This is a genomic window from Streptomyces sp. Inha503, from assembly GCF_047215865.1.
Classification (GTDB): domain Bacteria; phylum Actinomycetota; class Actinomycetes; order Streptomycetales; family Streptomycetaceae; genus Streptomyces; species Streptomyces lycopersici.
The window spans coordinates 3,265,816-3,291,424 of the sequence record NZ_CP178360.1 but is presented as its reverse complement, the minus strand read 5'-3'; the positions used below and the strand labels follow the sequence as shown (position 1 = coordinate 3,291,424).

Below are 25,609 nucleotides of genomic sequence, written 5' to 3'. Positions count from 1 at the left end.
GTGCGTTCCCCGGACGGGGCCCGAGTCACGTCGTAGAGTGGCGCGCACTGGCCATCTCAAGATCTACCTAACGAGGACTCCGTGCGTCGACGCTCCGTACTCCTTGCCGTGCCCGCGGGCCTGCTGACACTCGCGGGCTGCGGTGACGATGAATCAGGGTCCGACAAGACCAAGCCGTCCAAGGAGCCGACGAGCCAGAGTCCCTCACCGGCCCCCAGCGGCAAGATCGTCTCCGGCCCGGTGCCGGCCATTACCGCGGGTAAGAAGTTCGGCGAGAAACCGAAGGTCGCCAAGGGCACGGGGAAGCCCTCGCAGAGCCTCGCGGTCAAGACGATCAGCCAGGGCGACGGCAAGAAGACGGCCAAGGGCGACTGGCTCCAGATCAACTACCTGGCGCAGATCTGGGACACCGGGAAGGTCATCGACAACACCTTCGACAAGAAGAAGACCGCCGCCTTCCCCGTGGGCAAGGGCCAGGTGCTCCCGGGCTGGGACCAGGGACTGCTGGGCCGGAACCTCGGCAGCCGGCTGGAGCTGGCCGTCCCGCCCGCGTACGCCTACGGCAAGCAGGGGCAGCCGCAGGCCGGTATCAAGGGCACCGACACGCTGGTCTTCGTCATCGACCTCGTCGGCGCCTACGACGCCAAGAGCTCGGCCAAGGGCAGCAAGGTGGCCCAGACCGACGCCGACCTGCCCAAGGTGTCCACCAACACCGACGGCAAGGCGCCCAGCATCACCGTCCCCAAGAAGTCCGCGCCGAAGAAGCTGGTCTCCGAGTACGTCATCGAGGGTGACGGCAAGGAGGTCAAGAAGACCGACGCGCTGCTCGTCCAGTACCGGGGCGTGCTGTGGGACGGCGGCAAGGAGTTCGACTCCACCTACAAGCGCGGCGAGCTCGCCCAGTTCTCGCTCCAGCAGGTCGTCAAGGGCTGGTCGCAGGGGCTGACGGGGAAGAAGGTGGGCAGCCGGGTGCTGGTCGTCGTGCCCCCGGACCTGGGCTACGGCAAGGCGGCCCAGAAGGGCATCCCCGCCAACTCCACGCTGGTGTTCTCCGTGGACATCCTGGCGGTTCTGTAGCCTGTGCGGGTTGCCCACCACGTCACAAGGAGCAATTTCGTGAGCATCGAGAAGCCCGAGGTCGACTTCCCGGGCGGCGAGCCGCCGGCCGAGCTGGAGATCAAGGACATCTGGGAGGGCGACGGGCCCGCGGCCAAGGCCGGCGACAACATCGCCGTGCACTATGTGGGCGTCGCCTTCAGCACGGGTGAGGAGTTCGACGCGAGCTACAACCGCGGCACCCCGCTGCGGATCCAGCTCGGTGTGGGCCAGCTCATCTCCGGCTGGGACCAGGGCCTCCAGGGGATGAAGGTCGGCGGCCGCCGCCAGCTCATCGTCCCGCCGCACCTCGGCTACGGCGACCGGGGCGCCGGTGGTGGCCGGATCAAGCCGGGCGAGACGCTGATCTTCGTCTGCGACCTGGTCTCCGTCTGAGACGGCCGTCCGTCGCGCCGAGGGCTCCTGCCGGTGAGCGGGGGCCCTCGGCTTTTGCCGTGCGTCCCGGTAGCGGTACGGTCACGTGCGTAAGGTCACGAAGAAAGGGCGTCGATGGCGATTGCCAAGGCCGAGCGGTTGATGAACCTGGCCCTGTGCCTGCTGGGAACGCGGCGTCCGCTGACCAAACGGGAGTTGCGGGGCTCCATAGAGGCGTACCTCCAGACCGACACGGCCAATGACGAAGCGTTCAACCGCATGTTCGAACGCGACAAGGACGATCTGCGCGAACTCGGCCTGATCATCGAGACGGTGGAGGGCCTCGACGGCGAGATCGGCTATCTCGCCCGCCGGGACAGCAACCGCCTCCCGCCGATCACCCTCGACGCCGAGGAGGCCGCCGCACTCGGCCTCGCCGCCAAGGTCTGGCAGCAGGCCCGGCTCGCGGGCGCCGCCAGCGGCGCACTTCAGAAGCTGCGCGCCGCCGGGATGCCGGTCGCCGAGGATCCCTACGACACGCCCGGGCACAGCGCGCTGGAGCCGCGCATCCCGGTCCATGAGAGCGCCTTCGAACCGCTGATGCTCGCCTGCCGCGACCGCCGCCCCGTCGTCTTCGACTACCGCAAGGCGAACGCCGCGCGCCCCGAGCAGCGGCAGGTCGAGCCCTGGACCCTGGAGTGCTGGCGCGGCCACTGGTACCTCGCCGGATGGGACCGCGACCGCGCCGCCGAGCGGGTCTTCCGGCTCTCCCGGATCACCGGCCGGGTCCGGCTGCGGTCCGGCGCGTTCACCACCGAGGTGCCCGACCACGTCACCGTCCGGGAGACCGTGGAGAGCTGGGCGGGCGAGACCGCCAACGGCACCGCCCGGATCCGGCTGCGCTCGGGCCACGGCTATCCGCTGCGGGCGAAGGCGCTGTCCACCCGGGAGGGCGGCGACGGCTGGGACGAGCTGGAGATTCCCTACGGGCACGGCCTGGACGCCTGGCTCGTGGAGTTCGGCCCGGATGTGGTCGTACTGGCGCCCGAGGAACTGCGGGCGGATGTCGTGGACCGGCTGCGCGCGGTCGCCAAGGGCTGAGGGGACGGATCTACTTCACCATGGCCGGAAACGCCATTGACCAGACCCGGCGGATGCTCTCCCTGGTGACGTATCTGCGCGAGCGCCCCGGCGCCCGCGTAGCCGACGTCGCCCGGGCCTTCGGCATCAGCGAGGACGAGCTGATCGCCGACCTGGATGTGCTGCCGCTGTGCGGCACCAGCTTCCGCGGCGGCGATCTGATGGACATCGACACCGACGGCGAGCGGATCTGGTGGCACAACCCCGATGACGTGGCCGAGCCGCTGCGGCTGGCCGCCGACGAGGCCACCGCGCTGCTGGTCGCCGCCCGCGCGGTCGCCACCCTCCCCGGGCTGCGCGAGGGCGACCGGGACGCGTTGCTGCGGGCCACCGCCAAGCTGGAGGCCGCGGCGGGCGAGGCGGCGGGCGCCAGCTCCCGGCTCTCGGTGATCTTCGAATCGGAGGGCGGGGTCTTCGCCGACGTCGACCGCGCCATCTCCGAGCGCCGCAGGCTGTGGCTGCGCTACTACTCACCCGCGCGTGACGAGATCACCGAGCGCGAGGTCGACCCGATCCGGCTCTTCGCCGTCGGCCGCACCTATATGGAGGCGTGGTGCCGCCTCTCCGAGGCGCGGCGGACCTTCCGGCTGGACCGGGTCGTCGAGATCAAGCTGCTGGACGACGCCTCCGACCCGCCGCCGATCGAGCTGCGCGACCTGTCGGAGCTGTCCTCCGCCCTGGTGCAGACCGGCGCCGAGGACCCCGAGGTGGTCGTCGAGGTCGGCCCCGGCGGGCGCTGGGTCGCCGAGTACTACCCGCACGACAGCGCCGATGAGCTGCCCGACGGCGGCCTCCGGATCACGCTGCGCGCACCCGACCCCGGCTCGCTGCGGCGGCTGGCGCTGCGGCTGGGCAGGGACGGCAGGATCGTCTCGCCGCGGGAGCTGGCGGACAGTGCTCGGGACGCGGCGCGGCAGGCGCTCGCGGCGTACGGTGAGTGAAGGGACGCACACAGTGACCGCACGGGGGAGCGCCACGTCGGTGATCTTCAAGGCAGCCTGTCCGCAGTGCCGCGGCCGGTTCGAGCTGGCCGCGGGCGCCCTGCGGCTGGCCATCGGGGCCAGCCACCGCACCACCTTCTACTCCTTCACCTGCCCCGACTGCGGAACCGCGGTGCGCAAACCGGCGGGGGAGCGGATCGTGGAGCTGCTCACCGGGGGCGGGGTGCGTACACTGCGGCTGCACTCCACCGTCTAGGCTCTGCGGCATGCTCTGGCCGATGCTCGCCCTCGCCCTCGCCTTCTGCGGAATCGCCGTTCTCACCGTGCTCTCGGTGCGGGTCTACGCCGAGGTCCGCAGGCTGGCCCGGCAGGTGTCGGCCAGCTCGGAGCGGATCACCCGGGCCGCGGAGGACCTGGAGCGGGCCTCGGCTCCGCTGGGGTCAACCGTCGACGCTCTGCGTCGGCAGTGACAGCCGCGCCGTGGCGGTGGTGAAGGTCGCCGCTGATGGGCACTCTGCTGCCCCACAGCCAAGCGGGGTACGCTGAGATTTCGTGGCCCCGGAAACGAGGCGGAGGGCCGCAACCCGGAGTCCGCACGGGGATTGCTTCCGGTTTACCCCCGCGCGCTACGATCGCTGACAGCACGGCTGCCGGACACCTGTCCGACCGGTCGGGCAGCCCCACCCCCAGCCGCCTCGGTGAGAAGGTAGACGCTTATGCTGTTCGGAAAGATCGGCGTTCCCGAGATTCTCCTCATCCTTGTCGTCGTGCTGCTGCTTTTCGGTGCCAAGAAGCTTCCGGACATGGCGCGCTCGCTGGGCAAGTCGGCCCGGATCCTCAAGAGCGAGGCGAAGGCCATGAAGTCGGACGGCCAGCAGCAGAGCGCGCCGGCCGACCCGCCCCACCCCGGTCAGGACGACGCCACTCACCGCACCATCCAGGCCGCGCCCGGAGACGTGACCAGCTCGCGCCCGGTGTCGGAGCCGAGCGACACCACCAAGCGCTGATCCAGGGCCACTTGAAGGCGGCGCGAAGGGCCGCCACCGGACGCACGAGATGAGGACGTGGGTTGCTCAAGTCTGCCCGCAAAAAGGAGAAGGACCCCGAGGGGCGGATGCCCCTCTCCGAGCACCTGCGTGAGTTGCGCAACCGGCTGCTCAAATCGGTCCTGGCGATCTGTGTGATCACGATCATCGCGATGTTCTACTACATGGACATCGCGAAGTTCCTGATGCGGCCGGTGCTGGACGCCGTCGGCTGCGGCGGGGTCTCGTTCTCCGATCTCACGGGCAAGGGGGGCGCGGGGGGCAAGGGCCACGACTGCGCCTACTTCACCGTGAACGGTCTGCTGTCGCCGTTCACGATCATGCTGAAGGTCTCCTTCACGACCGGTCTGGTGGTGGCCACTCCGGTCTGGCTCTACCAGCTGTGGGCCTTCCTCGCGCCCGGGCTGCACCGCAACGAGAAGAAGTACGGCCTGTTCTTCGTCGGGCTCGGCGTCCCCCTCTTCGTCGGCGGCGCGTACTTCGCGTACCTGATCCTGCCGACCAGCGCCAAGGTCCTCATCGGCTTCACCCCGGAGGGGGCCAACAACCTCCTCCCACTGGACGACTTCCTCGATCTGCTGGCCCGGATGGTCGTCGTCTTCGGGCTCGCCTTCGAGCTTCCGCTGCTGCTGATCCTGCTGAACTTCACCGGCATCCTCAGCGGACGCCGGATGCTCGGCTGGTGGCGCGCCATGATCATGGGGATCACGGTCTTCGGCGCCATCGCCACTCCCAGCACCGACCCGATCGGCATGTTCGCCCTGGCCGGGCCGGTCGTCGTGCTCTACTTCGGCGCCGTCGGCGTCGCCCTGCTCAATGACCGGCGCAAGAGGCGCCGCCGGGAAGCCGACCCGGACTTCGGGCTGAGCGACGACGAGGCGTCCCAGCTGGATCTGACCCCCGAGGCGGTGGCCGCGCCCGGCGCCATGCCGGAGCTCACCGACGGGGACGACTCCGGCCCCACCCGGCGCAACGGCTACGACGACGTCACATAGCAGTACCGGGCCGTACGCGCCCGTATCCGGATGTATCCGGCCGTACCCACCCATCCCGCCCGCCTGTGGCCGTCCCATCGGACGGCCCGGCGGGCGGCTCGGTGAGCGGCCCGGTCCGGTGGGCCGAACAAAGCCCCGATAAAGATCGCGTGCGCTGTCGGAGGTGGCCGGTAGGCTCGTAGATACGATGACCGACGAGCTATCTCCCGCCGAGCGCTATGCGGCGTCCCGCGCCCGGGCCGCCGAGCAGGCCACCGCGCTGGCCCCCTTCCGCGAGATGTACGACTTCGAGCTGGACCCGTTCCAGATCGAGGCGTGCAAGGCCCTGGAGAGCGGCAAGGGCGTGCTGGTCGCCGCTCCCACCGGCTCCGGCAAGACCATCGTGGGCGAGTTCGCCGTCCACCTGGCGCTGACCCAGGGCCGCAAGTGCTTCTACACCACGCCCATCAAGGCGCTGTCGAACCAGAAGTACACCGACCTGGTGAAGCGCTACGGCGCCGACCAGGTCGGCCTGCTCACCGGGGACAACAGCGTCAATTCCGGGGCACCGGTGGTCGTGATGACCACCGAGGTGCTGCGGAACATGCTCTATGCCGGCTCCCAGTCGCTGCTCGGCCTCGGCTATGTGGTGATGGACGAGGTTCACTACCTCTCCGACCGGTTCCGGGGCGCGGTCTGGGAGGAGGTCATCATCCACCTCCCCGAGTCGGTGACGCTGGTGTCACTCTCCGCGACCGTCTCCAACGCCGAGGAGTTCGGCGACTGGCTGGACACCGTCCGCGGTGACACCGAGGTCATCGTCTCCGAGCACCGCCCGGTGCCGCTGTGGCAGCACGTGCTGGCCGGGCGCCGGATGTACGACCTGTTCGAGGAGAAGAGCGGCCAGGACGGCGACCAGGGCGGGCGCCGTGAGGTCAACCCCGATCTGGTCCGGCTGGCCCGGATGGAGAACAGCCGCCCCACCTTCGGCCGTGACAAGCGCCGCGGCCGCAATATGCGCGAGGCGGACCGGGAGCGCGAGCGCCGTCAGCGCAGCCGGATCTGGACCCCCGGCCGCCCCGAGGTGATCGACCGGCTCGATGCCGAGGGGCTGCTTCCGGCCATCACCTTTATCTTCAGCCGGGCCGGCTGCGAGGCCGCCGTCCAGCAGTGCCTCCACGCGGGGCTGCGGCTCAACGACGAGTCGGCGCGCTCCCGGGTGCGGGCCATCGTCGAGGAGCGCACCGCCGGGATCCCCGACGAAGACCTCCATGTGCTGGGGTACTTCGAATGGCTGGAGGGCCTGGAGCGGGGCATCGCGGCCCACCACGCCGGAATGCTCCCCACCTTCAAGGAAGTTGTCGAGGAGCTCTTCGTCCGCGGCCTGGTCAAGGCGGTCTTCGCCACCGAGACCCTCGCCCTCGGCATCAACATGCCCGCCCGCTCGGTGGTGCTGGAGAAGCTCGTCAAGTGGAACGGCGAGCAGCACGTCGACATCACCCCCGGTGAGTACACCCAGTTGACCGGCCGCGCCGGGCGGCGCGGTATCGACGTCGAGGGCCATGCGGTGGTGCTGTGGCAGCGCACCATGGACCCGGCGGCGCTCGCCGGGCTGGCCGGCACCCGCACGTATCCGCTGCGCTCCTCCTTCAAGCCGTCGTACAACATGGCGGTCAACCTGGTCTCCCAGTTCGGGCGGCACCGCTCGCGCGAGCTGCTGGAGACCTCCTTCGCGCAGTTCCAGGCCGACAAGGCGGTCGTCGGGATCTCCCGTCAGGTGCAGCGCAACGAGGAGGGTCTGGAGGGCTACCGCGCCTCCATGACCTGCCACCTCGGCGACTTCGACGAGTACGCGCGGCTGCGCCGCGAGCTGAAGGACCGCGAGACCGAGCTGGCCCGGCAGGGCGCCGCCCAGCGGCGCGCGGCCGCCGCGGTCGCCCTGGAGAAGCTCCGCCCCGGCGATGTCATCCACGTGCCCACCGGCAAGTTCGCCGGACTCGCGCTGGTGCTGGACCCCGGGCTGCCCGCGGGGCGGGTGGGCGGCCACCGCGGCATGGAGTACCACGACGGGCCGCGGCCCCTGGTGCTCACCGCCGAGCGGCAGGTCAAGCGGCTGGCGTCGATCGACTTCCCGGTTCCGGTCGAGCCGCTGGACCGGATGCGGATCCCCAAGTCGTTCAATCCGCGCAGCCCCCAGTCGCGCCGCGATCTGGCCTCCGCGCTGCGCACCAAGGCCGGCCACCACGATATGCGGCGCCACCGCAAGGAGCGCTCGCCCGCCGCCGACGACACCGAGATCAGCCGGCTGCGTGCGGCCATCCGCGCCCACCCCTGCCACGGGTGCAGCGACCGCGAGGACCACGCCCGCTGGGGCGAGCGCTACCACCGGCTGTTGCGCGACACCCGGCAGCTGGAGCGGCGCATCGAGGGCCGTACGAACACCATCGCCCGCACCTTCGACCGGATCTGCTCCCTGCTGAGCGAGCTCGGCTATCTGCGCGGCGACGAGGTCACGGACGAGGGCAGACGGCTGGCGCGGCTGTACGGCGAGCTGGACCTGCTGGCCAGCGAATGTCTGCGGGAGGGCGTCTGGGAGGGGCTGCCCCCGGCCGAGCTCGCGGCCTGCGCCTCCGCGCTGGTCTACGAGGCGCGGACGGCCGATGACGCGCTGCCGCCCAAGCTGCCCCCGGGCCGGGCCAAGGACGCGCTCGGCGAGATGGTGCGCATATGGGGGCGGCTGGACGCCCTGGAGGAGCAGCACAAGATCAACCAGGCGGAGGGCGTCGGCCAGCGCGAACCGGACCTGGGCTTCGCCTGGGCCGCCTACCGGTGGGCCTCCGGCCATGGGCTCGACGAGGTGCTGCGCGAAATCGACATGCCCGCCGGTGACTTCGTGCGCTGGACCAAGCAACTGATCGATGTGCTCGGCCAGATCGCCGCGGCGGCCCCCGAGGGCACCGTGGCGCGCAGCGCCCGCCGCGCGGTCGACGGGCTGCTGCGTGGAGTCGTGGCGTACTCCTCGGTCGGCTGAGCCCGTCGCCCACCGCGGTGGGCTCAGGCCGGATCGTAGGTGAAGGGGAGGGTGTTGCTGTTGCCCGCGGGGGTGTGGAGCTGAACATTGACGGTTCCGGCCGCATGGGCCGGAGCCGTCGCCACGGCCAGGTTGTCCGAGAGGACGCTGAAGGAGGCCGGGACTCCCCCGAAGGTCACGGCGTCGGTGTAGGTGAGGTTGGAGCCGTTGATCGTGACGGAGTCGCCGCCCAGCGACGAACCCTCGTCCGGGACCAGCGAATTGATCACCGGGGCGCCGAGATAGGTGTAGTACGGGTTCCCCGGGCCCAGAGTGCTGGTGCCGCCCGGTGTGGTCACGGTGACCACGACCGTACCGGTGCCGGGGGGAGCGGTCGCCGTCAGCTGATTGTCGGAGATCACGGTGAAGCCGGTGGCGGGGCTGGAACCGAAGTTGACGGCGCTGGCCAGGGCCAGCCCGCTGCCGGTGATGGTGACGGAGTTCCCGCCGGTGTCCGGACCGAACTGCGGACTCACACCGGTGACGACCGGGGCGGCGACATAGATGTACGACAGCGGATTGCTGGTGCCCCCTGGCGTGGTGACGGTCACGTTCACCACCGACGCCGGTCCCGCCGGCGCGCTGACGGTGATTTGGGTGGGGGTGTTGGTGAGGATGGTGGCGGGTGTGGTGCCGAAGAGGACTTGGGTGGTGCCGGTGAGGTTGGTGCCGGTGATGGTGACGGTGTTTCCGCCGGAGGTGGGGCCTGAGGTGGGGTTGAGGTTGGTGAGGGTGGGGGTGGAGATGGTGGTGTAGGTGTAGGGGAGTGGGTTGCTGGTGCCGCTTGGGGTGGTGGCGGTGACGTTGATGGTGCCGGTGCCGGCGGGGGCGGTGACGGTGATTTGGGTGGGGGTGTTGGTGAGGATGGTGGCGGGTGTGGTGCCGAAGAGGACTTGGGTGGCGCCGGTGAGGTTGGTGCCGGTGATGGTGACCGTATTGCCGCCGCCGGTGGGCCCCGAGGTCGGGCTGAGCGTGGTGAGCACCGGAGCCGCGACCGTCGTATAGCTGAAGAACACGTTCTGGGTGCTGGTGCCCGTCGGCCCCGTGACCGTGACCTTGACAGTGCCGCTTCCCGGCGGAGTCCTTGCCGTGATCTGTGTGTTGCTCACGACGACCACATTGGTGGCGAGATTCGGACCGAACCTGACCACGGTGGCGCCGATGAAGCCGGAACCATTGATGGTGACAGGGGTGCCCCCGGCCGGATTGCCTTGTGCGGGGCTGACGCTGGTCACTACGGGGGCCATGACGTCCTTCTCCTTCTTGAGCCGTGCGGACGGCCGTGCCCTGACCGGCGGGACGTCGGCCAGGGCACGGGGGATCGGAAATCACCGTGTGCCATGCGGGGTGCTGACCCGGGGGGTGATCGTGCCGGCCTTACCCGCCCACGGTCGGTGGATCAGGTGACGGTGAAGGTGGCGGGGCCGGATGTGCCACCACAGGTGGTGACCGTGAAGGCCCCGGCGCCCGCGGCCGCCGCGGCGGGCACCGCGGTGACGATGGAGGTGTCGTCGATGGGGGTGAAGGCCAGGCCCGTGAAGGCGGTGGCCGCCGAGTCGGTGAACGTCACGTCGGTGATGCCGATGAGGCAGGTGGCGCCGGAGATGGTGGTCTCGGTCCCCGCCGGGCCCGTGGCAGGGGTCAGTGTGGCGGCGGCCAGGGACGGAGGGTTGTAGTAGTCGATCTGGGTGACGCCCGTGGTGCTTGCGCCGCCTGCCGTAGTGACCGTGACCTGCTGGGTGTCGAAGCAGCCGGCCGGGGTGTGGGCCGGAGCGGTGACGGTGACCGAGGTGTTGCTGCCGCCGGCGGCGAACGCGACCGGAGTGAGCGCGCCCACGTTGACGGTGCCCCCGGCCGCGAAGCCGGTGCCGAAGACCGTGAGCGCACCACCGGCGGCGGGCAGGCAGGTCTCGCCCAGCCCGGTGGTCGTCGGCTTCACGATGACGAAGAACGGCACCGCGTTGGTCCTGGTTCCGTTCGACAGGTTGGTGCTGACCGAGACCTGGCCCGAGCACGGCGCGGAAGAGGGGACCACGAAGGTGACCAGGGTGTTGGAGACCGCCGTCGGGGTGACGACGGCGCCGCCGAAGTTCACCGAGACGGTCGTGCCCAGCGACGTGCCGTTGATGTTGACCGTGGTGCCGACCGTGCCCTGGCTGGGGGTGAGGGAGGTGATGGGCATGAGTTTTCTCCTGTTCGATCGTCTTGCTGTGGGCGGGTGTGCCGAGAGAGGAGGGATGGGCAGGTGGCCGTTGCCCGTACCGGCTTCCGTCGCGCAGAGGGGTGGAAGGGGAGACGGACCCTCGGGGCCCGGGACGCCACGGCCTTCAGCGGGGACCGCATGACCGGTGATGGCGACTTGAGAGGGACTCGACTCGTGCCCGGGTGCCGGCCGTAATAGGGCGAGTCATGCATGGAACGGGTCGGCCCCGAGGTCACCGTGGTGCCGAAACTCTCGCTCGATGTGAGTGAACCAAAAGAGGGATAGGTGCGGAAGGTGCGAAAAAGGCGTGAACAGAGCTCATATGACGATATGTCAAGCTTCTGAGATGGGCTCCGATGAGCCGGAGTACGCCCCTCCGCGACGCCGGATCGATGCCGGTCGCTCTGCCGTGGCCCCCGAGGCCGGCGCGCGCGACAGCCCTGGCCGGTTGCCAGTACACGGGTGCATGCGAAGGCCCCGGCCGGATGCACCCGGCCGGGGCCTGACGGTCGTACGCGCCGCGGCGCTACGCGACGACTTCCCGCGCCGCGCCCCTACGCGGCGGCCTCCTCCGGCGCCGCGCCCTCCTGCTCCGCCTCGACCTGCTGGTTCCACTCCCGCTTCGACGCCTGCCAGCCGTCCTCGTCATGGCCGCGCCGCCAGTACCCGGAGATGGACAGCCACTCGCGCGGGATCTGGCGCTCCCGGCGCAGATGGCGGCGGATCTCCTTCACGAAGCCCGCCTCGCCGTGCACGAAGGCGTGCAGCTGCCCGGGCGGGAACTCCAGCCCCCGTACGGCCGCCACCAGCGCCTCGCCGACCGGTGCGGCGCCCCGGTGCAGCCAGCTCACCTGGACCCCCTCGGGCGCGGTGACCTTGAGCTCCTCCGTCTCGTCCGCCACCTCGATGAACACGCGCACCGGCACCTCGGCCGCGCCCCCCGCCCGGCTGTCGGTCAGCCGCTCCAGCGCGGTGGCGATCGCGGGCAGCGCGCTCTCGTCACCCGCGAGCAGATGCCAGTCGGCCTCGGCGCTGGGGGCGTAGGCACCGCCCGGCCCCATGAAGTGGATCTCCTCGCCGGGCCGGACCCGGGCGGCCCACGGCCCGGCCAGCCCTTCGTCGCCATGGGTCACGAAGTCCACCGTCAGCTCGCGGGCGGCCGGGTCCCACGCCCGCACCGTGTACGTCCGCGTGACCGGCCACTGCTCGCGCGGGAACTCGGCGCGGATCCGCTCCAGGTCGAACGGCTCGGGGTAGACGGCACCCCCGGTCGGGAAGAGCAGCTTGATGTAGTGATCGGTCCACTCGCCCGCATGGAAGTCCGCGAGGCCGTCGCCGCCCAGGACGACCCGCACCATGTGCGGGGTCAGCCGGTCGGTGCGCACCACCTGTGCGCGATGCGGCGTGCGCGTCTTACGGGCCGGACGGTCCGCCATGGAGACCTCCCTGATCAATAAGAGTTAGGTTTACCTAACCTAACAGCTCACCCCTCAAGAGTGGACAGCAATCTGCGCAAAGATCCGCCCAATCCCCAGCGCTCGGCCAGCGCCGCCACGGCTCCAGGGTCGCGCGGCGCCCGCGGCAGCGCCGCCTCGAAGGGGGGAAGCGCCACGTCCGAGGCGACCTGGACCACCTTCGGGGCGACCTCGACATACGCCCGCGCCTCGGCCAGCCGCTTGCGCTGGGCGGGGGTCAGCTTGGCGGCGGGGTCGTCGACGGCGGCCATGATCCCGGCCAGGTCGCCATGGGCGGCCAGCAGCTTGGCGGCGGTCTTCTCGCCGACGCCGGGCACCCCCGGCAGCCCGTCGCTGGGGTCGCCGCGCAGCAGCGCCAGCTCCGCGTACCCCCGGCCGGACACTCCGTACTTCTCGCGTACATAGGACTCGTCGACGAGCTGGAGGGTGCCCACGCCCTTGACGGGGTAGAGCACCCGCACCTCGCGCTCGTCGTCCACCAGCTGGAACAGGTCGCGGTCGCCGGTGACGATGTCGACCGGGCCGGCCGCCCGGCCGGTGAGCGTGCCGATCACGTCGTCGGCCTCGTAGCCCGCGGCGCCGACCCGGGCGATGCCGATCGCGTCCAGCACCTCGTCGATCACCGGGACCTGCGGGGAGAGGGTGTCCGGCACCTCCTCCTGGTCCACCCCGGCCCCCTCCGGGGCCTCCTCGGCCACCCGGTGGGCCTTGTACGTGGGGATCAGGGCTACCCGCCAGGCCGGGCGCCAGTCGAAGTCCATGCAGGCCACCAGATCGTCCGGGCGGTGGTCCTGGACGAGCCGGGCGATAAAGTCCAGGAGCCCGCGAACGGCGTTCACCGGCGTGCCATCGGGGGCCCGGACCGAGTCCGGGACCCCGAAATAGGCCCGGAAGTAGAGGGAGGCGGTGTCGAGGAGCATCAGGCGTCGCGTCACGAAAACGACTATGCACTACTCCACTGACACTGATTCCGAGGATAATGTGAACTGGATCACCGTTTGGTTTACGCCAAACCGATCGGGGCAGGCGCGCCCCCGGAGCGAACCCGTTCAGTGATTCAACTATTGCGGCGGTCAGCGGTCCGATGCCGTACCGCTCCACGACCCGCCGGCGGGGGTGGCGGGTCGCTTTTTGGTGCGATCTGAGAGGTACATGTGGCCAAATTGCGAGCCGAGCACCTGTACAAGGTGTTCGGCAGACGACCCGATGAGGCGGTGGCACAGCTGGAAGGCGGTGCGGACCGTGAGGAGCTCCGAGCGAACGGTACGACCGCGGCGGTCGTCGATGCCTCCTTCGCCGTCGAGGCGGGCCAGATCTTCGTCGTCATGGGTCTGTCCGGGTCCGGCAAGTCCACCCTGCTGCGGATGCTGAACGGGCTGCTGGAGCCGACCGCGGGGCGCGTGCTCTTCGACGACGACGACCTGACCGCGCTCACCCCCAGGGGGCTGCGCGAGGTCCGGTCCCGCAAGATCAGCATGGTCTTCCAGCACTTCGCCCTCTTCCCGCACCGCAGCGTCCTGGAGAACGCCGCCTACGGCCTCGAGGTGCAGGGCGTGCCGCGTGAGGAGCGCGTCCGGCGCGCCACCGAGGCGCTGGAGCTGGTGGGCCTGGCCGGCTGGGAGAAGTCCTGGCCCGATGAGCTCTCCGGCGGTATGCAGCAGCGCGTCGGCCTCGCCCGGGCCCTGGCCACCGACGCCGACATGCTGCTGATGGACGAGTCCTTCAGCGCGCTGGACCCGCTGATCCGCCGCGATATGCAGGATCAGCTGCTCCAGCTCCAGAAGCGGCTCAAGAAGACCATCGTCTTCATCACCCACGACCTGAACGAGGCCATGCGGCTCGGCGACCGCATCGCCGTGATGCGCGACGGCCGGATCGTCCAGATCGGCACCGCCGAGGACATCCTGGTCACCCCCGCCAACGACTACGTCGCCTCCTTCACCCAGGACGTGGACCGCAGCCGGGTGCTCACCGCCGGCGCGATCATGTCCGAGCCGGACGAGGTGCTGGGCACCAAGACCGACGACGGCACCACGCTCCGCACCGCGCAGGACGTGCTGACCGCCGCGCCCGCCACCGTCACCGAGGGAACCCCGATCATCGAGCTGTTCCAGCCCTGCTCGCGCAGCGGAGTCGCGGTCGCCGTGACCGACGACGACGGCGCGCTCACCGGCGTCGTCACCCGCGCCCGGCTGCTCGCCGCCCTCGGCGAGCCGGACGGCGGGCCCGACGGGGCCCGGTCGCCGTCCGGTGGCTCTCCGGACGCGCCCGAGACCACCAAGAAGGTGATCACCGGTGCCTAGGCTTCAGCTCGGCGACTGGATCAACTCCGGCGTCAACTGGCTCCGAGACAATCTGAGCTGGCTCTTCGACTTCATCTCCAGCGTCGTCCAGGGCATGTACGACGGGGTGAACACGGTGCTCAGCGGCCCCGAGCCGCTGCTGCTCGCGGGCATCCTGGCGCTGCTCGCCTGGTGGCTGCGCGGGCTGCTGCCCGCCGTGCTCGCCTTCCTGGGATTCGCCCTCATCGACTCGATCGAGTTGTGGGGCGAGGCGATGAACACCCTCGCACTGGTGCTGGTCGCCGGTGTGATCACCATCGTGTTCGCGGTGCCGCTCGGCATCTGGGCCTCGCGCAACCGCGCGGTGAGCGCCGTGATCCGTCCGGTGCTGGACTTCATGCAGACGATGCCCGCCTTCGTCTACCTGATCCCGGGCATCTTCTTCTTCGGCCTCGGGGTGGTCCCCGGTGTCGTCGCCACCGTCATCTTCTCGATGCCTCCGGGCGTCCGCATGACGGAACTGGGTATCCGGCAGGTGGATGCGGAGCTGGTCGAGGCGGCCGACGCCTTCGGCACCCATCCGCGCCGTACCCTGCTGCGTGTTCAGCTTCCGCTGGCCCTGCCCACCATCATGGCGGGCGTCAACCAGGTCATCATGCTGGCGCTGTCCATGGTCGTCATCGCCGGTATGGTCGGCGCCGAGGGCCTGGGCTCCACCGTTTTCCAGGCGATCAGCTCCGTCGACGTCGCCATGGGCTTCGAGGGCGGCATCGCGGTCGTCATCCTGGCCATGTACCTGGACCGGATGACCAGCGCGCTCAATCAGCGCGTCTCCCCGCTGGCCCGCCGCGCGCTGGCCAAGGAGAAGGCCAAGGCGCTCAGCGGTCTGAAGGTGCTGCACTGGCGCCCCGCGACCTCCGTCGCCATGGTCGGCGTGGTCGTCCTGGCGCTGGTCGCCGGCGGTATGAGCATGTTCGGCGGCAACGACGAGGGCCCCAAGGTCTCCGCCAACGTCGGCAAGGGCCAGTCGGTCAACATCGGCTACATCAACTGGGACGAGGGCGTCGCCTCCACCTTCCTGTGGAAGGAACTCCTGGAGCAGCGCGGCTTCAAGCCCAAGGTCCAGTCGTACGACGTCGGCGCGCTGTACACCGGTATGGCCGCGGGCAACATCGACTTCGAGACGGACTCCTGGCTGCCCACCACCCACGCCTCGTACTGGTCGAAGTACAAGAGCAAGCTGGAGAACCTCGGTTCCTGGTACGGCCCCACCTCCCTGGAGGTCGCGGTCCCCTCGTACGTCAAGGGCGTGAAGACCCTGGAGGACCTCGAGAAGAAGTCCAGCACCTTCAAGAAGAAGATCGTCGGCATCGAGCCCGGTGCCGGTGAGATGAAGCTGATGCAGGACAAGGTCATGCCGGACTATGGGCTGAACAAGAACTTCAGCCTGGTCAAGGGCTCCACCGCGGCCATGCTCTCCCAGCTGGACCGCTCCTACTCCAAGAAGGAGCCGATCGCGGTCACCCTGTGGTCCCCGCACTGGGCGTACGACAAGTACAAGCTCACCAAGTTGAAGGACCCCAAGGGCGCCTTCGGCAAGGGCGACCACATCGACTCCCTCGCTCGCAAGGGCTTCTCCAAGGAGAACCCGCAGGTCGCCAAGTGGATCAAGAACTTCAAGCTGGACGAGAAGCAGCTCACCAGCCTGGAGTCGGCCATCCAGGACGCCGGTAAGGGCAAGGAGCAGCAGGGCGTGCGCGCCTGGCTGAAGCAGAACCCGGGCATGGCCAACAAGCTCGCCCCGGTGCCCGGCGGCGCCGACCAGAAGGGCAAGGACGCGGGCGCCGCGCCGATGATCGGCTACTTCCCGTGGGACGAGGACATCGCCACCACCTACCTGTGGAAGAACGTCCTCGAGCGCCGTGGCTACAAGCCGGAGATCAAGCAGTACGACGTCGGCTCGATGTTCACCGGGATGAGCACCGGACAGGTCGACGTCGAGTTCGACGGCTGGCTACCGGTCGCCCAGAAGCAGTACTGGGACAGATACAAGAAGAACCTGGTCGACGTCGGGTCGTGGTACGACAAGACCTCCCTGGAGATCGCGGTGCCGTCCTACGTCAAGGACGTGAAGTCGCTCGCCGACCTCAAGGGGAAGGCCGACACCTTCGACGGCAAGATCGTCGGTATCGAACCCGGGACCGGCGAGATGAAGCTCCTGAAGGGCAAGGTGCTCAAGGAGTACGGCCTGGACAAGGAGTACAAGGTCAGCGACGGCTCCTCGCCGGCGATGCTGGCCGAGCTGGAGCGGTCGTACGCCAAGAAGGAGCCGGTGGCCGTGGTCCTGTGGACCCCGCACTGGGCCTACAGCAAGTACAAGCTGACCAAGCTCGCCGACCCGAAGAAGGCGTTCGGGGCCAGCAACCAGCTCCACACCCTCGCCAACAAGTCCTTCCCGAAGAAGTTCCCCGAGTTCAACGGGTGGCTGAAGAAGTGGCACATGACGGAGAAGGAGCTGGCGAGCCTGGAGCAGGCCATCCAGGACGCCGGTAAGGGCAACGAGGAGAAGGGCGTCCAGAAGTGGATGGACGCCCACCCCGGCATCGTCGACAAGATGGCGCCGGTGGCTTCCTGACCCACCGTCCGCACCACGCACACCGCGGCCCGGAGCGCACGCTCCGGGCCGCGGTGCTGTGCTGTGCGGGCTTGTGCTGTGCTGTGCGGGCTTGTGTCGCGCGGGGGGAGGGAAAACCGGATGACGGCCGAGGAGGCGGCCCCCTACTGTCGTATCCGTGAACGCACCTCCCGGTGCGAAGACGACGGTTACTTCGGTCGATTTGGGTTCGATTCCTGAAACACCCCGCCCGGTGCGGGGTGGGAAACACACCGTCGTCGACTGTGATCTCGGGAGGCGCGCGCACGGCATCGGGGCGCCTGGTGCGCGGGCCGCGGTTACTTCCTTTCCAGAACGGTCCGCTGCCCACTCCTGACCTCAGGCGCTGCCGACGCACCGGCGCGCCGCCTCCTCCCAATGCCCACTCGGGGGAGAGGCATGACCGCATGACCAAGTTCAACCGCGTCTTCCGGCGCACCACGGCCACCACGGCCACCACGGCCACCTACGAGGGCGGCGCCGCCGTCGCCCGCGACAGCAAGTCCGAACTGGTGCTGCTGGCCGTGGTGAACATGGTCGGCGAGCAGACCTTCTACGAGCACTCCGACGACCGCGACGACCGCTTCCGCACCCTCGTCCGCACGGTCGCCGTCGAGGACGCCGACTGGACCGTCCGCTTCATCGGCTGGCTGCGCGCCGAGGCCCACATGCGCACCGCGTCGCTCGTCGCCGCGGCCGAGGCCGTCGCGGCGCGTCTCGCGGCCGGGCTGCACGGCGGCAACCGCCCCATCGTCGCCGCCGCGTGTCTGCGCGCCGACGAACCCGGTGAGTTCCTCGCCCACTGGACCGCCCACCACGGCCGCGCGCTGCCCAAGCCGGTCAAGCGCGGCCTCGCCGACGCCGTCCGCCGCCTCTACTCCGAGCGCTCGCTGCTCAAGTACGACACCGAGAGCCACGGCTTCCGCTTCGCCGACGTCCTGGAACTGGTGCACGCGGCCCCGGACCCCGACAAGCCGTGGCAGGGCGAGCTGTTCCGGCACGCCATCGACCGCCGCCACCAGGGGGACGCCGCGCCCCCGGTCTCGCTGCGCACCCTGCGCGCCCGCGCCCGGCTGACGGCCCTGCCGCAGTGGGAGCGCCGTGCCGTGCTGGAGCGGCCGGACGCCGCCGATGCGCTCCGTACGGCGGGCATGACGTGGGAGGCGCTCGCGGGCTGGCTTCAGGGGCCAATGGACGCGCCGGCCTGGCAGGCCGTGCTGCCCTCCATGGGCTACATGGCGCTGCTGCGCAATCTGCGCAACTTCGACCAGGCCGGGCTGCCGGACGCGGTCGCCGAACGGGTCGCGGCACGGCTGGCCGACCCGGCGGAGGTGGCCCGCTCCCACCAGTTCCCGTACCGCTTCCTGTCCGCGTACCGGGCCGCGCCGTCGCTGCGCTGGGGCCACGCCCTGGACCGGGCGCTGACCGCGTCCACGGCGGCCGTCCCGGCGCTGCCGGGCCGCACCCTCGTGCTCGTCGACACCTCCGGCTCGATGCAGACGCAGGTCTCGGGCCGCTCCCAGGTGCGCCATGTGGACGTCGGCGCGCTCTTCGGGGTCGCGCTCGCGCACCGCGGCTGCCAGGTGGACCTGGTCGGCTTCGCCTCCGGACACTTCGGCCACCGGCTGACCCCGGGCGGCTCGGTGCTCCGCGACATCGAGGCGTTCTGCGCGCGGATCGGCGAGGTCGGACACGGCACGGAGACGGGCGCGGCGCTGCGGGCGGCCTACCGCGGCCATGACCGGGTGGTGATCGTCTCGGACATGCAGGCGTTCGCGGAGGCGCGCCGCGGCCGGTCCGTTCCGGTCTCGGAGGCCGTCCCGGCGCGGGTGCCGGTGTTCGGCGTCAACACCACCGGCTACGCGGCCACGTCCATCGACACCGGCCGGCCGAACCGGTACGAGATCGGCGGCTTCAGCGACAAGCTGTTCACGATGGTCGGGCTGCTGTCGGAAGGCCGCGGCGGCTACGGTGGCGGCCATGGGGGCCATGGCGGCCATGGCGGTCGTGGCGGCCGGGCCGTCTGGCCGTGGGAGACGCTGCCGGAGGCGGGGTAGGCCGAGTGCGCCTCGTCGCGCCGTACGGTGGACCGATGAGCCCTCGTAACCCCATACGGCGCGTGGTGTCCCTCGTGCCCTCGCTCACCGAGGCCGTCGCCGCCACCGCGCCGGAGCTGCTGGCCGGGGCGACCGACTGGTGCACTCATCCGCCCGGCCTCACCGCGGAGCGGATCGGCGGCACCAAGAACCCCGACACCGCCCGGATCGCCGCACTCGCCCCCGACCTCGTGATCGCCAACGAGGAGGAGAACCGCCCCTCCGACCTCGCCGCGCTGCGCGCCGCCGGTCTCGAGGTCCTGGTGACCGAAGTGCGCACCCTGGAGCAGGCGTTCACCGAGCTGGAGCGGGTCCTGGTGCGCGGCTGCGGACTGACCCGGCCCGGCTGGCTGGACGCGGCCGAGGCCGCCTGGGCGGACGTACGGGCCGAGGGCCCGGTGCGGCACGCCGTCGTACCGGTGTGGCGGCGTCCGTGGATGGTCCTGGGCCGGGACACCTTCGCCGGTGACGTCCTGGCCCGGCTGGGCGTACGGCACCTCTACAGCGGGCATCCCGAGCGCTATCCCCGGATCCCGATCCAGGAGCTGACGGCGGGCGAGGCGGATCTGGTGGTGCTGCCCGACGAGCCGTACCGCTTCACGGCCGACGACGGCCCCGAGGCGTTCCCCGGCCTCCCGGCGGCCCTGGTCAGCGGCCGCCACCTCACCTGGTACGGCCCCTCGCTCGCGGAGGCGCCCGCCGCCCTTACGGCCGCGTTGTCGGCGGCGCGCTGACTGTACGCGCGAGTCCCGACCACCCACGACGGAGGACCCTTTGCCGAACGTCATCACCGTTCCCATGGAGCCCGAGGCGGCACGGGCGGTCCGCGACCGCCCCGACGCGCTGATCGGCGCCCCGCTCCCGGCCGACGCCGAGGTGCGGGGCGACTGGGTCCGCGCGCCCGGCGCACGCGGTGGCGCGGTGATCTACGCGCACGGCGGCGGGTTCGCCCACTCGATGCCCGAGGCCGAGCAGGTGATGGCCTATCGGCTGTCGAAGGCGACCGGACGCCCCGCCCTGCGGGTCGACTACCGGCTGGCGCCCGAACACCCGTATCCCGCGGCGCTCGAAGACCTGCTGGCCGCGTGGCGCGGCGTGCTGGACGACGGCGTCCCGGCCGCCGAGGTCGTTCTCGCCGGGGAGTCGGCCGGGGCCACGCTGGTGCTCTCCGCCCTGCTGGAGATCCAGCGGACCGGAGGCCCGCGGCCCGGTGCCGCGATCGCGGTCTCACCCATCACCGACTTCGCCCTTACGGGTGCGTCGATCGCCGCCAACGACAGTAAGGACGTACTGAGCCGGGCCGTGCTCGGCTCCATCAGCGCCCAGTACCTGGCCGACGCGCCCGCCGACCGGGCCCCGCAGTCGCCGCTGTACGGGGATCCGCGCGGGCTGCCGCCGCTGCTGATCGCCGTGGGCACGGACGAGGTGCTCCTGGACGACGCCCGCCGCTTCGCCGAGGCGGCCGACGCCGCCGGGGTGAGCGTGCGCCTGGAGGAGTACGAGGGCATGCCGCACGCCTTCCACCTGTCCGAGCCGGGCGAGGTGCTGCTGGCACGGATCGGCCGGTGGCTCGCCGACCCGGTCCGCGTCTTCACCGTCAGCGACCCGGACGCGGGCCCCTACGCGCTCACCGGCGGCCCCGACGGCGCCCTGTGGTTCACGCTGGTCCACCAGGGCGCGATCGGCCGCAGGGACGCCGACGGCCGGATCGCCGTCCACTCCGTCGGAGCCAAGCCGACGATGATCGCCCAAGGGCCCGATGGCGCCCTCTGGTTCAGCGAGTACGGTACCCACCGCATCGGCCGGATCGCGGTGGACGGCACGACCTCCTCCTTCGCCCCGCCGACCGGCGACGCCGGTCCGTACGGGATCGCCGCGGGCCCGGACGGGGCCATATGGTTCACGCTGTCGGCCGCCGACCGCATCGGGCGGATCACCATGGACGGCGACATCACCGAGTACCCCGCGCCCGGAGCCTTCCCGTCCGCCATGGCGGCGGGGCCCGACGGCGCCATGTGGTTCACCCTCAACCAGGGCAACGCCATAGGCCGGATCACCATGGACGGGCATACGACCGCCCACCCCCTGCCGACCGAGGCCGCCGCGCCGGTTGGCCTCGCCCAAGGGCCGGATGGCGCCCTGTGGTTCACCGAGATCGGCGCGGGCCAGATCGGCCGCATCACGGTGGACGGGACCGTCACCGAGTACCCGCTGCCCGACCGGCAGGCCCGGCCGCACGCCATCACCAGCGGCCCGGACGGGGCGCTGTGGTTCACCGAATGGGGCCGCGGCGGGGTCGGCCGCATCACCACGGACGGCCGGATCACGGCGTACGACCTGCCCCGGGCCGACTGCGAACCGCACGGCATCGCCCCGCACGACGGCGCGCTGTGGTGCGCCCTGGAGACGGGAGCCCTGGCCAGGATCGACGTCCCCCGGTGACCGGGGCCGCGGACCGGGCGGGGGCGGGGGCGTGGCCGCGAGCGGGGACGTGGACGCGGACCGGACAGGGACGGGCCGGAGGCGTGGGCCCGGCAGACGCGGACCGGGCAGGGCGGACCGGACAGGGGTGGGAGCGGGGGCCGAAGCCCCCGCTCCCACCCCCGGCCCATCGCCCTCAGCCGTCCACCGAGCAGCAGGAGTCACGCCGCAGCAGCCGTCCCACCTCCAGCCACTCATCCGCCGACTTCCCGTGCGGTGCCGCCGCGGCACCGGCCCCCGGGAAGGACTCGACCAGCTCGCGCTGCTCGTACGGCATCCCGCCCCGCAGCACCGACACCGTCCGTACCAGCGTGTCGAAGTCCGTGAAGGGATCGCCGTCCACGACGGTCAGGTCCGCCAGCTTGCCGACCTCCAGGGTGCCCAGGTCCCGGTCGGCGCCGAAGGCCCGCGCCGGGAGGACGGTCGCCGTACGCAGCGCCTCCTCCGGCGACAGCCCGAACCGGTGCAGGGCGCGCAGCGCCATGTGCAGATGGAGGCCCACCGGCACCAGCGGCTGGTCCGTCCCCAGGGCCACCACCCCGCCCCCGGCGAGGATCCGCCGGTAGACCCCGATCTCCGTGCGCAGCGTGGCCAGTTGCTCCGAGGTCGGGGGCGTCCCGGCGAGCTGCCGTACGAGCGCGGTGTCCCACGGCGGCATCAGCCGGGTGACCCGCTCGTCCTCCGCCAGCGAGGGATTCGCTCCGACCAGGGGAGAGGCCGTGAACGGCGTGGCGATGAGCCGGAAGTCGGAGGTCGCGGTGTAGATCTCCGTCAGGTCCTGCTGGGAGTGCCCGGTCGCCGTCGTGGCGTGGCCGTACTCCAGCCGCTGGGTGGCCTGGAGATGCGTCGTCAGGTCCTGCCCGAGCTGTATGCCGGGTGAGCACAGATGGCTGCCGGTGCGCACGCCGAGCCGCTCATGCGCGAACCGGGCCGCCTCCTCCATGATCCAACCCGGTGCGCGCACATAGGTCTTGACGAAGTCCCAGTCGAGCGCGGCACCGCGCGCCAGAGAGCGCCGCAGACCGTCGCGGGTGCGATGCGCCCGGCCCATGCTGTACGCGACGCGCGGCCCGTCCAGCAGCTCACCGGTGGCCAGCAGCCGCGGCCCGGCCAGGGCGCCCGCCGCGACGGCCTCCCTGAGGCGCGCCTGCTCATAGGCGAACCCGCCGAGGGAGACCGCGGTGGTGATGCCGTACGCGAGCTGTAGGGCGGTCTGACGGCCGCCATAGGTGTACTGCCAGGGGTGGGTATGGGCGTCCCACAGCCCGGGGATCACGGTGCGGCCGGAGGCATCGACGCGCCGCTTCGCGGGCCGACCGGCCCGGTGCGCCTCCACGGCCGCGATGCGCCCGCCGCGCACCACGATGTCCACGTCCTCGCGGACCGTGCCGCCCTTACGGCCGTCACGGCCGGCGCCGCCGCCCTCGCCGCCGGTGCCGTCCCAGAACCGCCCGGCGTGGACGACGGTGTCCGCGGGGCGCGGCCGTCGGTGGTCCAGTGGGACACGGACCGTCCTGGCGGTGCCGCTCTTGACGTCCAGCAGCCGCAGCCGGCCCGCCGACAGATACAGGACGTTGCGGGAGTCCCCGGACCAGGAGGGGTGGTCGGCGGCCTCGTCGGTCAGCCGGCGCGGCGCGCCGTCGGGGGTGCCATCCGCCCCTACCGGCAGCAGCCACAGGGCGGACTCTGAGATGAGCGCCATATGGCGGCCATCGGGGGACCAGACCGGCCCGGAGTCATAGCGGTCGGAGAGGGAGGTATGCGGTGCGACGGCGTGCTGCCTGGCCGCACCCGTACTGACGTCGATCACCCGGATCAGGTTGTAACCCTCACGGAACCGCTGGTTCAGCCGATTGCGATCGCACAGGGCGACATAGCGCCCGTCGGGCGACCAGCTCGGCCGGCCCGGCAGCCCTCCGGCGCCCATCGGCGCGGCGAGCACCCGTTCCGTACCGGCGTCGAGATCGCGCAGGACCAGGTTTCCCGACATGTCGACACTGACGAGCCGCTTGCCGTCGGGGGAGAGTGCCGGATGCACCCGGCCGCCGGAGGCCAGCACGGTCTCCTCGCCCGAGGCCAGGTCCCGGCGGCGCACGGCCAGCAGCCCGTCGCGGTCGTCGGCGTACACCAGGGCGCGCCCGTCGGGCGTCCAGGTGGGAGCCAGCAGATACCGGGTGGGGGCCGCCCGTACGACCCGGCGCGGGGCCCGGCCGCCGGAGACATCGGCGACCCAGAGGGAGTTGAGGGCGGCGAAGGCCACCTTACGGCCGTCGGGAGAGAGTGCGGGCAGATGCAGCCCACGCACCGGCCGCACCCCGCCACCGTCGAAGTCGTACCGCTTGACGCGATACCGGGGCCGGTCGACGGGGAGGGTGGCGGAGAAGGGTATCTCCTCGTAGGCAAGCGCCTTACGGTCGGCATCCTCACTCGCGCGTCCGGCCCGGGCAGTGCTCTCACCGGCGGCGTCTCCGCCTCCGTCGGCGCCGGACCGCGTTGCCGAGGGCACCCGGAACACCCGGAACCGCCCGTCCACGGTGAGCAGCAGCTCATCTCGCGACACCCAGCGGGGCGGCACGGGCTGCACATCGCCCGTGATCGCCGCCGGCTCCCCGTTCACGACCAGCGTGCAGGAGGCGGCGGGAGCGGCCGTGGTGCGCAGATAGGCGAGATGGCCGCCCGCCGACACGGACGGCGTCATCACCTGGGCGCCGGCCGTGGGATCCGTGTGCTCGGTCGTGACGGGTCCGGTGCCGTCGGCCCGTACGGAGGCCACCGTATGGGCGTTCAGCGTCGTCCCGGCGAGCGCTCCGCGCACGAACAGCACCCGCTCGCCGTCCGCCGACCAGGTGGGGTCGAAGTCCTCCCAGGCGCCGTCCTGGAGCGGCCCGTCCTGGCCGTCCACCCCGGTGAGCCGGGTGAGCTCACCGCCGGCCACGTCCAGCACCCAGATCCGGTACGGGCTGCCCGCCACGGGGTCGCCGCCGCGCTCGGAGGCGAAGGCGATCCGGGTGCCGTCGGGCGACCACGCCGGACCGCGGTCGTCCCATGGACCGTCCGTTCGCTGCCGCAAACCGGAGCCGTCGGGGCGCAGCGTCCAGATATGGAATCCGCCGCCCCGGTAGGCGCAGACGGCCAGCAGCTTTCCATCGGGGGAGTACACCGGCCGGGTGGGCTCCAGATCCGCCGGTGTGAGCGCGACGGCCTCGCCGCCCTTACGGGCGACCGACCACAGGACGTTCTGAACCTCGGCGATCAGGCGATCGCCGGACGGGGAGAGGGTCGCGGCGCCGTTGGTGGCCGCGGTGAAGGAGAGCGAGCCCGCCCGGGCCGGTGCGGCGGCGGCCGCCTCGAAGGGCAGGGTGGCCGCGGTGGTGGCGGCGGTCCCCACGGCGGCGGTCCCGACGGCGGCGGCCTGTAGAAAGCGCCGCCGCGACAGGGCGAGAACATCTGCCGAGGCGGGAGAGGCGGGAGAGGAGGGAGAGGCGGGAGCGCCGGTCGAATCGGATGAGTTGGGCGAACCGGAAGCGCCTTCCGAGCCGGGGGAGTCGGGGGAGCTGGTGGAGAGCGAAGCGTCGTGCGAGTCCAACGGTCCTCCTGAAGCACGGGAGTTACATGGATCGGCAGTCGATACGCGGTACCAAGCGCTTGATCGTTACACACCCCGCGCCCCGGAGGACAGGACCGCGTCGATGCCCTTGGCTTGCGGGCCAGGCAAAGGGAGAGTGGGCTTCCACCCGCACTAGATCCACTCGCACCAGATCCCTCACACCAGATCGAT

Annotated in this window: 19 protein-coding genes and 1 pseudogene; 15 read left to right on the top strand and 5 right to left on the bottom strand. The window is 71.1% G+C overall.

The window, feature by feature from the left end:
* Window positions 1–81: 81 nt before the first annotated feature.
* The 9 genes from ACJX2R_RS13330 (at window position 82) to ACJX2R_RS13290 (ending at window position 8,602) form a co-directional block, all read left to right on the top strand.
* Window positions 82–1,077: an FKBP-type peptidyl-prolyl cis-trans isomerase gene (locus ACJX2R_RS13330; protein WP_413100303.1), complete on the top strand. Its 996-nt coding sequence runs from the start codon at window positions 82–84 to the stop codon at window positions 1,075–1,077.
* Window positions 1,078–1,116: 39 nt separating this feature from the next.
* Complete coding sequence (locus tag ACJX2R_RS13325) at window positions 1,117–1,491, top strand: FKBP-type peptidyl-prolyl cis-trans isomerase (RefSeq protein WP_262704390.1); 375 nt, start codon at window positions 1,117–1,119, stop codon at window positions 1,489–1,491.
* Window positions 1,492–1,605: 114 nt separating this feature from the next.
* Window positions 1,606–2,571, top strand: coding sequence for a helix-turn-helix transcriptional regulator (locus ACJX2R_RS13320; protein WP_413100302.1), 966 nt, complete (start codon window positions 1,606–1,608; stop codon window positions 2,569–2,571).
* A 20-nt stretch (window positions 2,572–2,591) separates the two neighbouring features.
* Window positions 2,592–3,551, top strand: coding sequence for a helix-turn-helix transcriptional regulator (locus tag ACJX2R_RS13315; RefSeq protein WP_262704392.1), 960 nt, complete (start codon window positions 2,592–2,594; stop codon window positions 3,549–3,551).
* A complete protein-coding gene (locus tag ACJX2R_RS13310; RefSeq protein WP_044577890.1) occupies window positions 3,544–3,807 on the top strand; it encodes a hypothetical protein in 264 nt (87 codons plus the stop codon). Before ACJX2R_RS13315 ends, ACJX2R_RS13310 begins: the two co-directional genes overlap by 8 nt.
* Window positions 3,808–3,817: 10 nt before the next feature.
* Window positions 3,818–4,021 (top strand): hypothetical protein, encoded by a 204-nt coding sequence (locus tag ACJX2R_RS13305; protein WP_413100301.1) that lies wholly within the window; start codon window positions 3,818–3,820, stop codon window positions 4,019–4,021.
* Between the two features lie 249 nt (window positions 4,022–4,270).
* A complete protein-coding gene (gene tatA / locus ACJX2R_RS13300) occupies window positions 4,271–4,558 on the top strand; it encodes a Sec-independent protein translocase subunit TatA (protein WP_037956547.1) in 288 nt (95 codons plus the stop codon).
* A gap of 62 nt (window positions 4,559–4,620) precedes the next feature.
* Window positions 4,621–5,592, top strand: a complete 972-nt coding sequence (gene tatC, locus ACJX2R_RS13295; protein ID WP_413100300.1) for a twin-arginine translocase subunit TatC — start codon at window positions 4,621–4,623, stop codon at window positions 5,590–5,592.
* Window positions 5,593–5,779: 187 nt separating this feature from the next.
* Window positions 5,780–8,602 (top strand): DEAD/DEAH box helicase, encoded by a 2,823-nt coding sequence (locus ACJX2R_RS13290; RefSeq protein ID WP_262704394.1) that lies wholly within the window; start codon window positions 5,780–5,782, stop codon window positions 8,600–8,602.
* A 23-nt stretch (window positions 8,603–8,625) separates the two neighbouring features.
* Here ACJX2R_RS13290 and ACJX2R_RS13285 read toward each other — a convergent pair whose 3' ends face one another.
* From ACJX2R_RS13285 to ACJX2R_RS13270, 4 genes are all read right to left on the bottom strand, one after another.
* Window positions 8,626–9,888 carry an IPT/TIG domain-containing protein gene (locus ACJX2R_RS13285; protein WP_413100299.1) on the bottom strand — a complete coding sequence of 421 codons (1,263 nt, stop codon included), beginning with the start codon at window positions 9,886–9,888 and terminating at the stop codon, window positions 8,626–8,628.
* Window positions 9,889–10,040: 152 nt separating this feature from the next.
* The gene (locus ACJX2R_RS13280) at window positions 10,041–10,823 is read right to left on the bottom strand and encodes an IPT/TIG domain-containing protein (RefSeq protein WP_413100298.1); all 783 of its coding nucleotides are present in this window, start codon (window positions 10,821–10,823) and stop codon (window positions 10,041–10,043) included.
* A gap of 575 nt (window positions 10,824–11,398) precedes the next feature.
* Complete coding sequence (locus ACJX2R_RS13275; RefSeq protein WP_413100297.1) at window positions 11,399–12,280, bottom strand: siderophore-interacting protein; 882 nt, start codon at window positions 12,278–12,280, stop codon at window positions 11,399–11,401.
* Window positions 12,281–12,327: 47 nt separating this feature from the next.
* A complete protein-coding gene (locus tag ACJX2R_RS13270; protein ID WP_413105846.1) occupies window positions 12,328–13,239 on the bottom strand; it encodes a 5'-3' exonuclease in 912 nt (303 codons plus the stop codon).
* A gap of 267 nt (window positions 13,240–13,506) precedes the next feature.
* On the opposite strand from ACJX2R_RS13270, the gene ACJX2R_RS13265 reads away from it, so the two are divergent.
* The 6 genes and pseudogenes from ACJX2R_RS13265 to ACJX2R_RS13240 all read left to right on the top strand — a co-directional run bounded on the left by ACJX2R_RS13265 (window position 13,507) and on the right by ACJX2R_RS13240 (window position 21,792).
* Window positions 13,507–14,622, top strand: coding sequence for a quaternary amine ABC transporter ATP-binding protein (locus ACJX2R_RS13265; RefSeq protein WP_413105845.1), 1,116 nt, complete (start codon window positions 13,507–13,509; stop codon window positions 14,620–14,622).
* On the top strand, window positions 14,615–17,236 hold the full coding sequence (locus tag ACJX2R_RS13260) for an ABC transporter permease/substrate binding protein (protein WP_413100296.1): 2,622 nt from the start codon (window positions 14,615–14,617) through the stop codon (window positions 17,234–17,236). The genes ACJX2R_RS13265 and ACJX2R_RS13260 overlap by 8 nt, the downstream gene beginning before the upstream one ends.
* A 425-nt stretch (window positions 17,237–17,661) precedes the next feature.
* A complete protein-coding gene (locus ACJX2R_RS13255; RefSeq protein WP_413100295.1) occupies window positions 17,662–19,311 on the top strand; it encodes a TROVE domain-containing protein in 1,650 nt (549 codons plus the stop codon).
* 35 nt (window positions 19,312–19,346) lie between these two features.
* The gene (locus ACJX2R_RS13250) at window positions 19,347–20,084 is read left to right on the top strand and encodes a helical backbone metal receptor (protein WP_413100294.1); all 738 of its coding nucleotides are present in this window, start codon (window positions 19,347–19,349) and stop codon (window positions 20,082–20,084) included.
* Between the two features lie 64 nt (window positions 20,085–20,148).
* A pseudogene (locus ACJX2R_RS13245) lies at window positions 20,149–20,862 on the top strand (alpha/beta hydrolase); the annotation flags it as partial.
* Window positions 20,863–21,057: 195 nt separating this feature from the next.
* Entirely contained in the window at window positions 21,058–21,792 is a 735-nt protein-coding gene (locus tag ACJX2R_RS13240) for a virginiamycin B lyase (protein ID WP_413105844.1), read from the top strand.
* Window positions 21,793–21,967: 175 nt separating this feature from the next.
* On the opposite strand, the gene ACJX2R_RS13235 is transcribed toward ACJX2R_RS13240, so the two are convergent.
* Window positions 21,968–25,267 (bottom strand): amidohydrolase family protein, encoded by a 3,300-nt coding sequence (locus ACJX2R_RS13235; protein WP_413105843.1) that lies wholly within the window; start codon window positions 25,265–25,267, stop codon window positions 21,968–21,970.
* Window positions 25,268–25,609: the final 342 nt, after the last annotated feature.

Excerpts from the sequence above, each read along its gene's own strand:
- ACJX2R_RS13320 (WP_413100302.1), top strand. The coding sequence starts at position 1,606 with ATGGCGATTGCCAAGGCCGAGCGGTTGATGAACCTGGCCCTGTGCCTG.
- ACJX2R_RS13315 (WP_262704392.1), top strand. The coding sequence starts at position 2,592 with ATGGCCGGAAACGCCATTGACCAGACCCGGCGGATGCTCTCCCTGGTG.
- ACJX2R_RS13305 (WP_413100301.1), top strand. The coding sequence starts at position 3,818 with ATGCTCTGGCCGATGCTCGCCCTCGCCCTCGCCTTCTGCGGAATCGCC.
- ACJX2R_RS13290 (WP_262704394.1), top strand. The coding sequence starts at position 5,780 with ATGACCGACGAGCTATCTCCCGCCGAGCGCTATGCGGCGTCCCGCGCC.
- ACJX2R_RS13285 (WP_413100299.1), bottom strand. The coding sequence starts at position 9,888 with ATGGCCCCCGTAGTGACCAGCGTCAGCCCCGCACAAGGCAATCCGGCC.
- ACJX2R_RS13280 (WP_413100298.1), bottom strand. The coding sequence starts at position 10,823 with ATGCCCATCACCTCCCTCACCCCCAGCCAGGGCACGGTCGGCACCACG.
- ACJX2R_RS13275 (WP_413100297.1), bottom strand. The coding sequence starts at position 12,280 with ATGGCGGACCGTCCGGCCCGTAAGACGCGCACGCCGCATCGCGCACAG.
- ACJX2R_RS13270 (WP_413105846.1), bottom strand. The coding sequence starts at position 13,239 with ATGCTCCTCGACACCGCCTCCCTCTACTTCCGGGCCTATTTCGGGGTC.
- ACJX2R_RS13255 (WP_413100295.1), top strand. The coding sequence starts at position 17,662 with ATGACCAAGTTCAACCGCGTCTTCCGGCGCACCACGGCCACCACGGCC.
- ACJX2R_RS13250 (WP_413100294.1), top strand. The coding sequence starts at position 19,347 with ATGAGCCCTCGTAACCCCATACGGCGCGTGGTGTCCCTCGTGCCCTCG.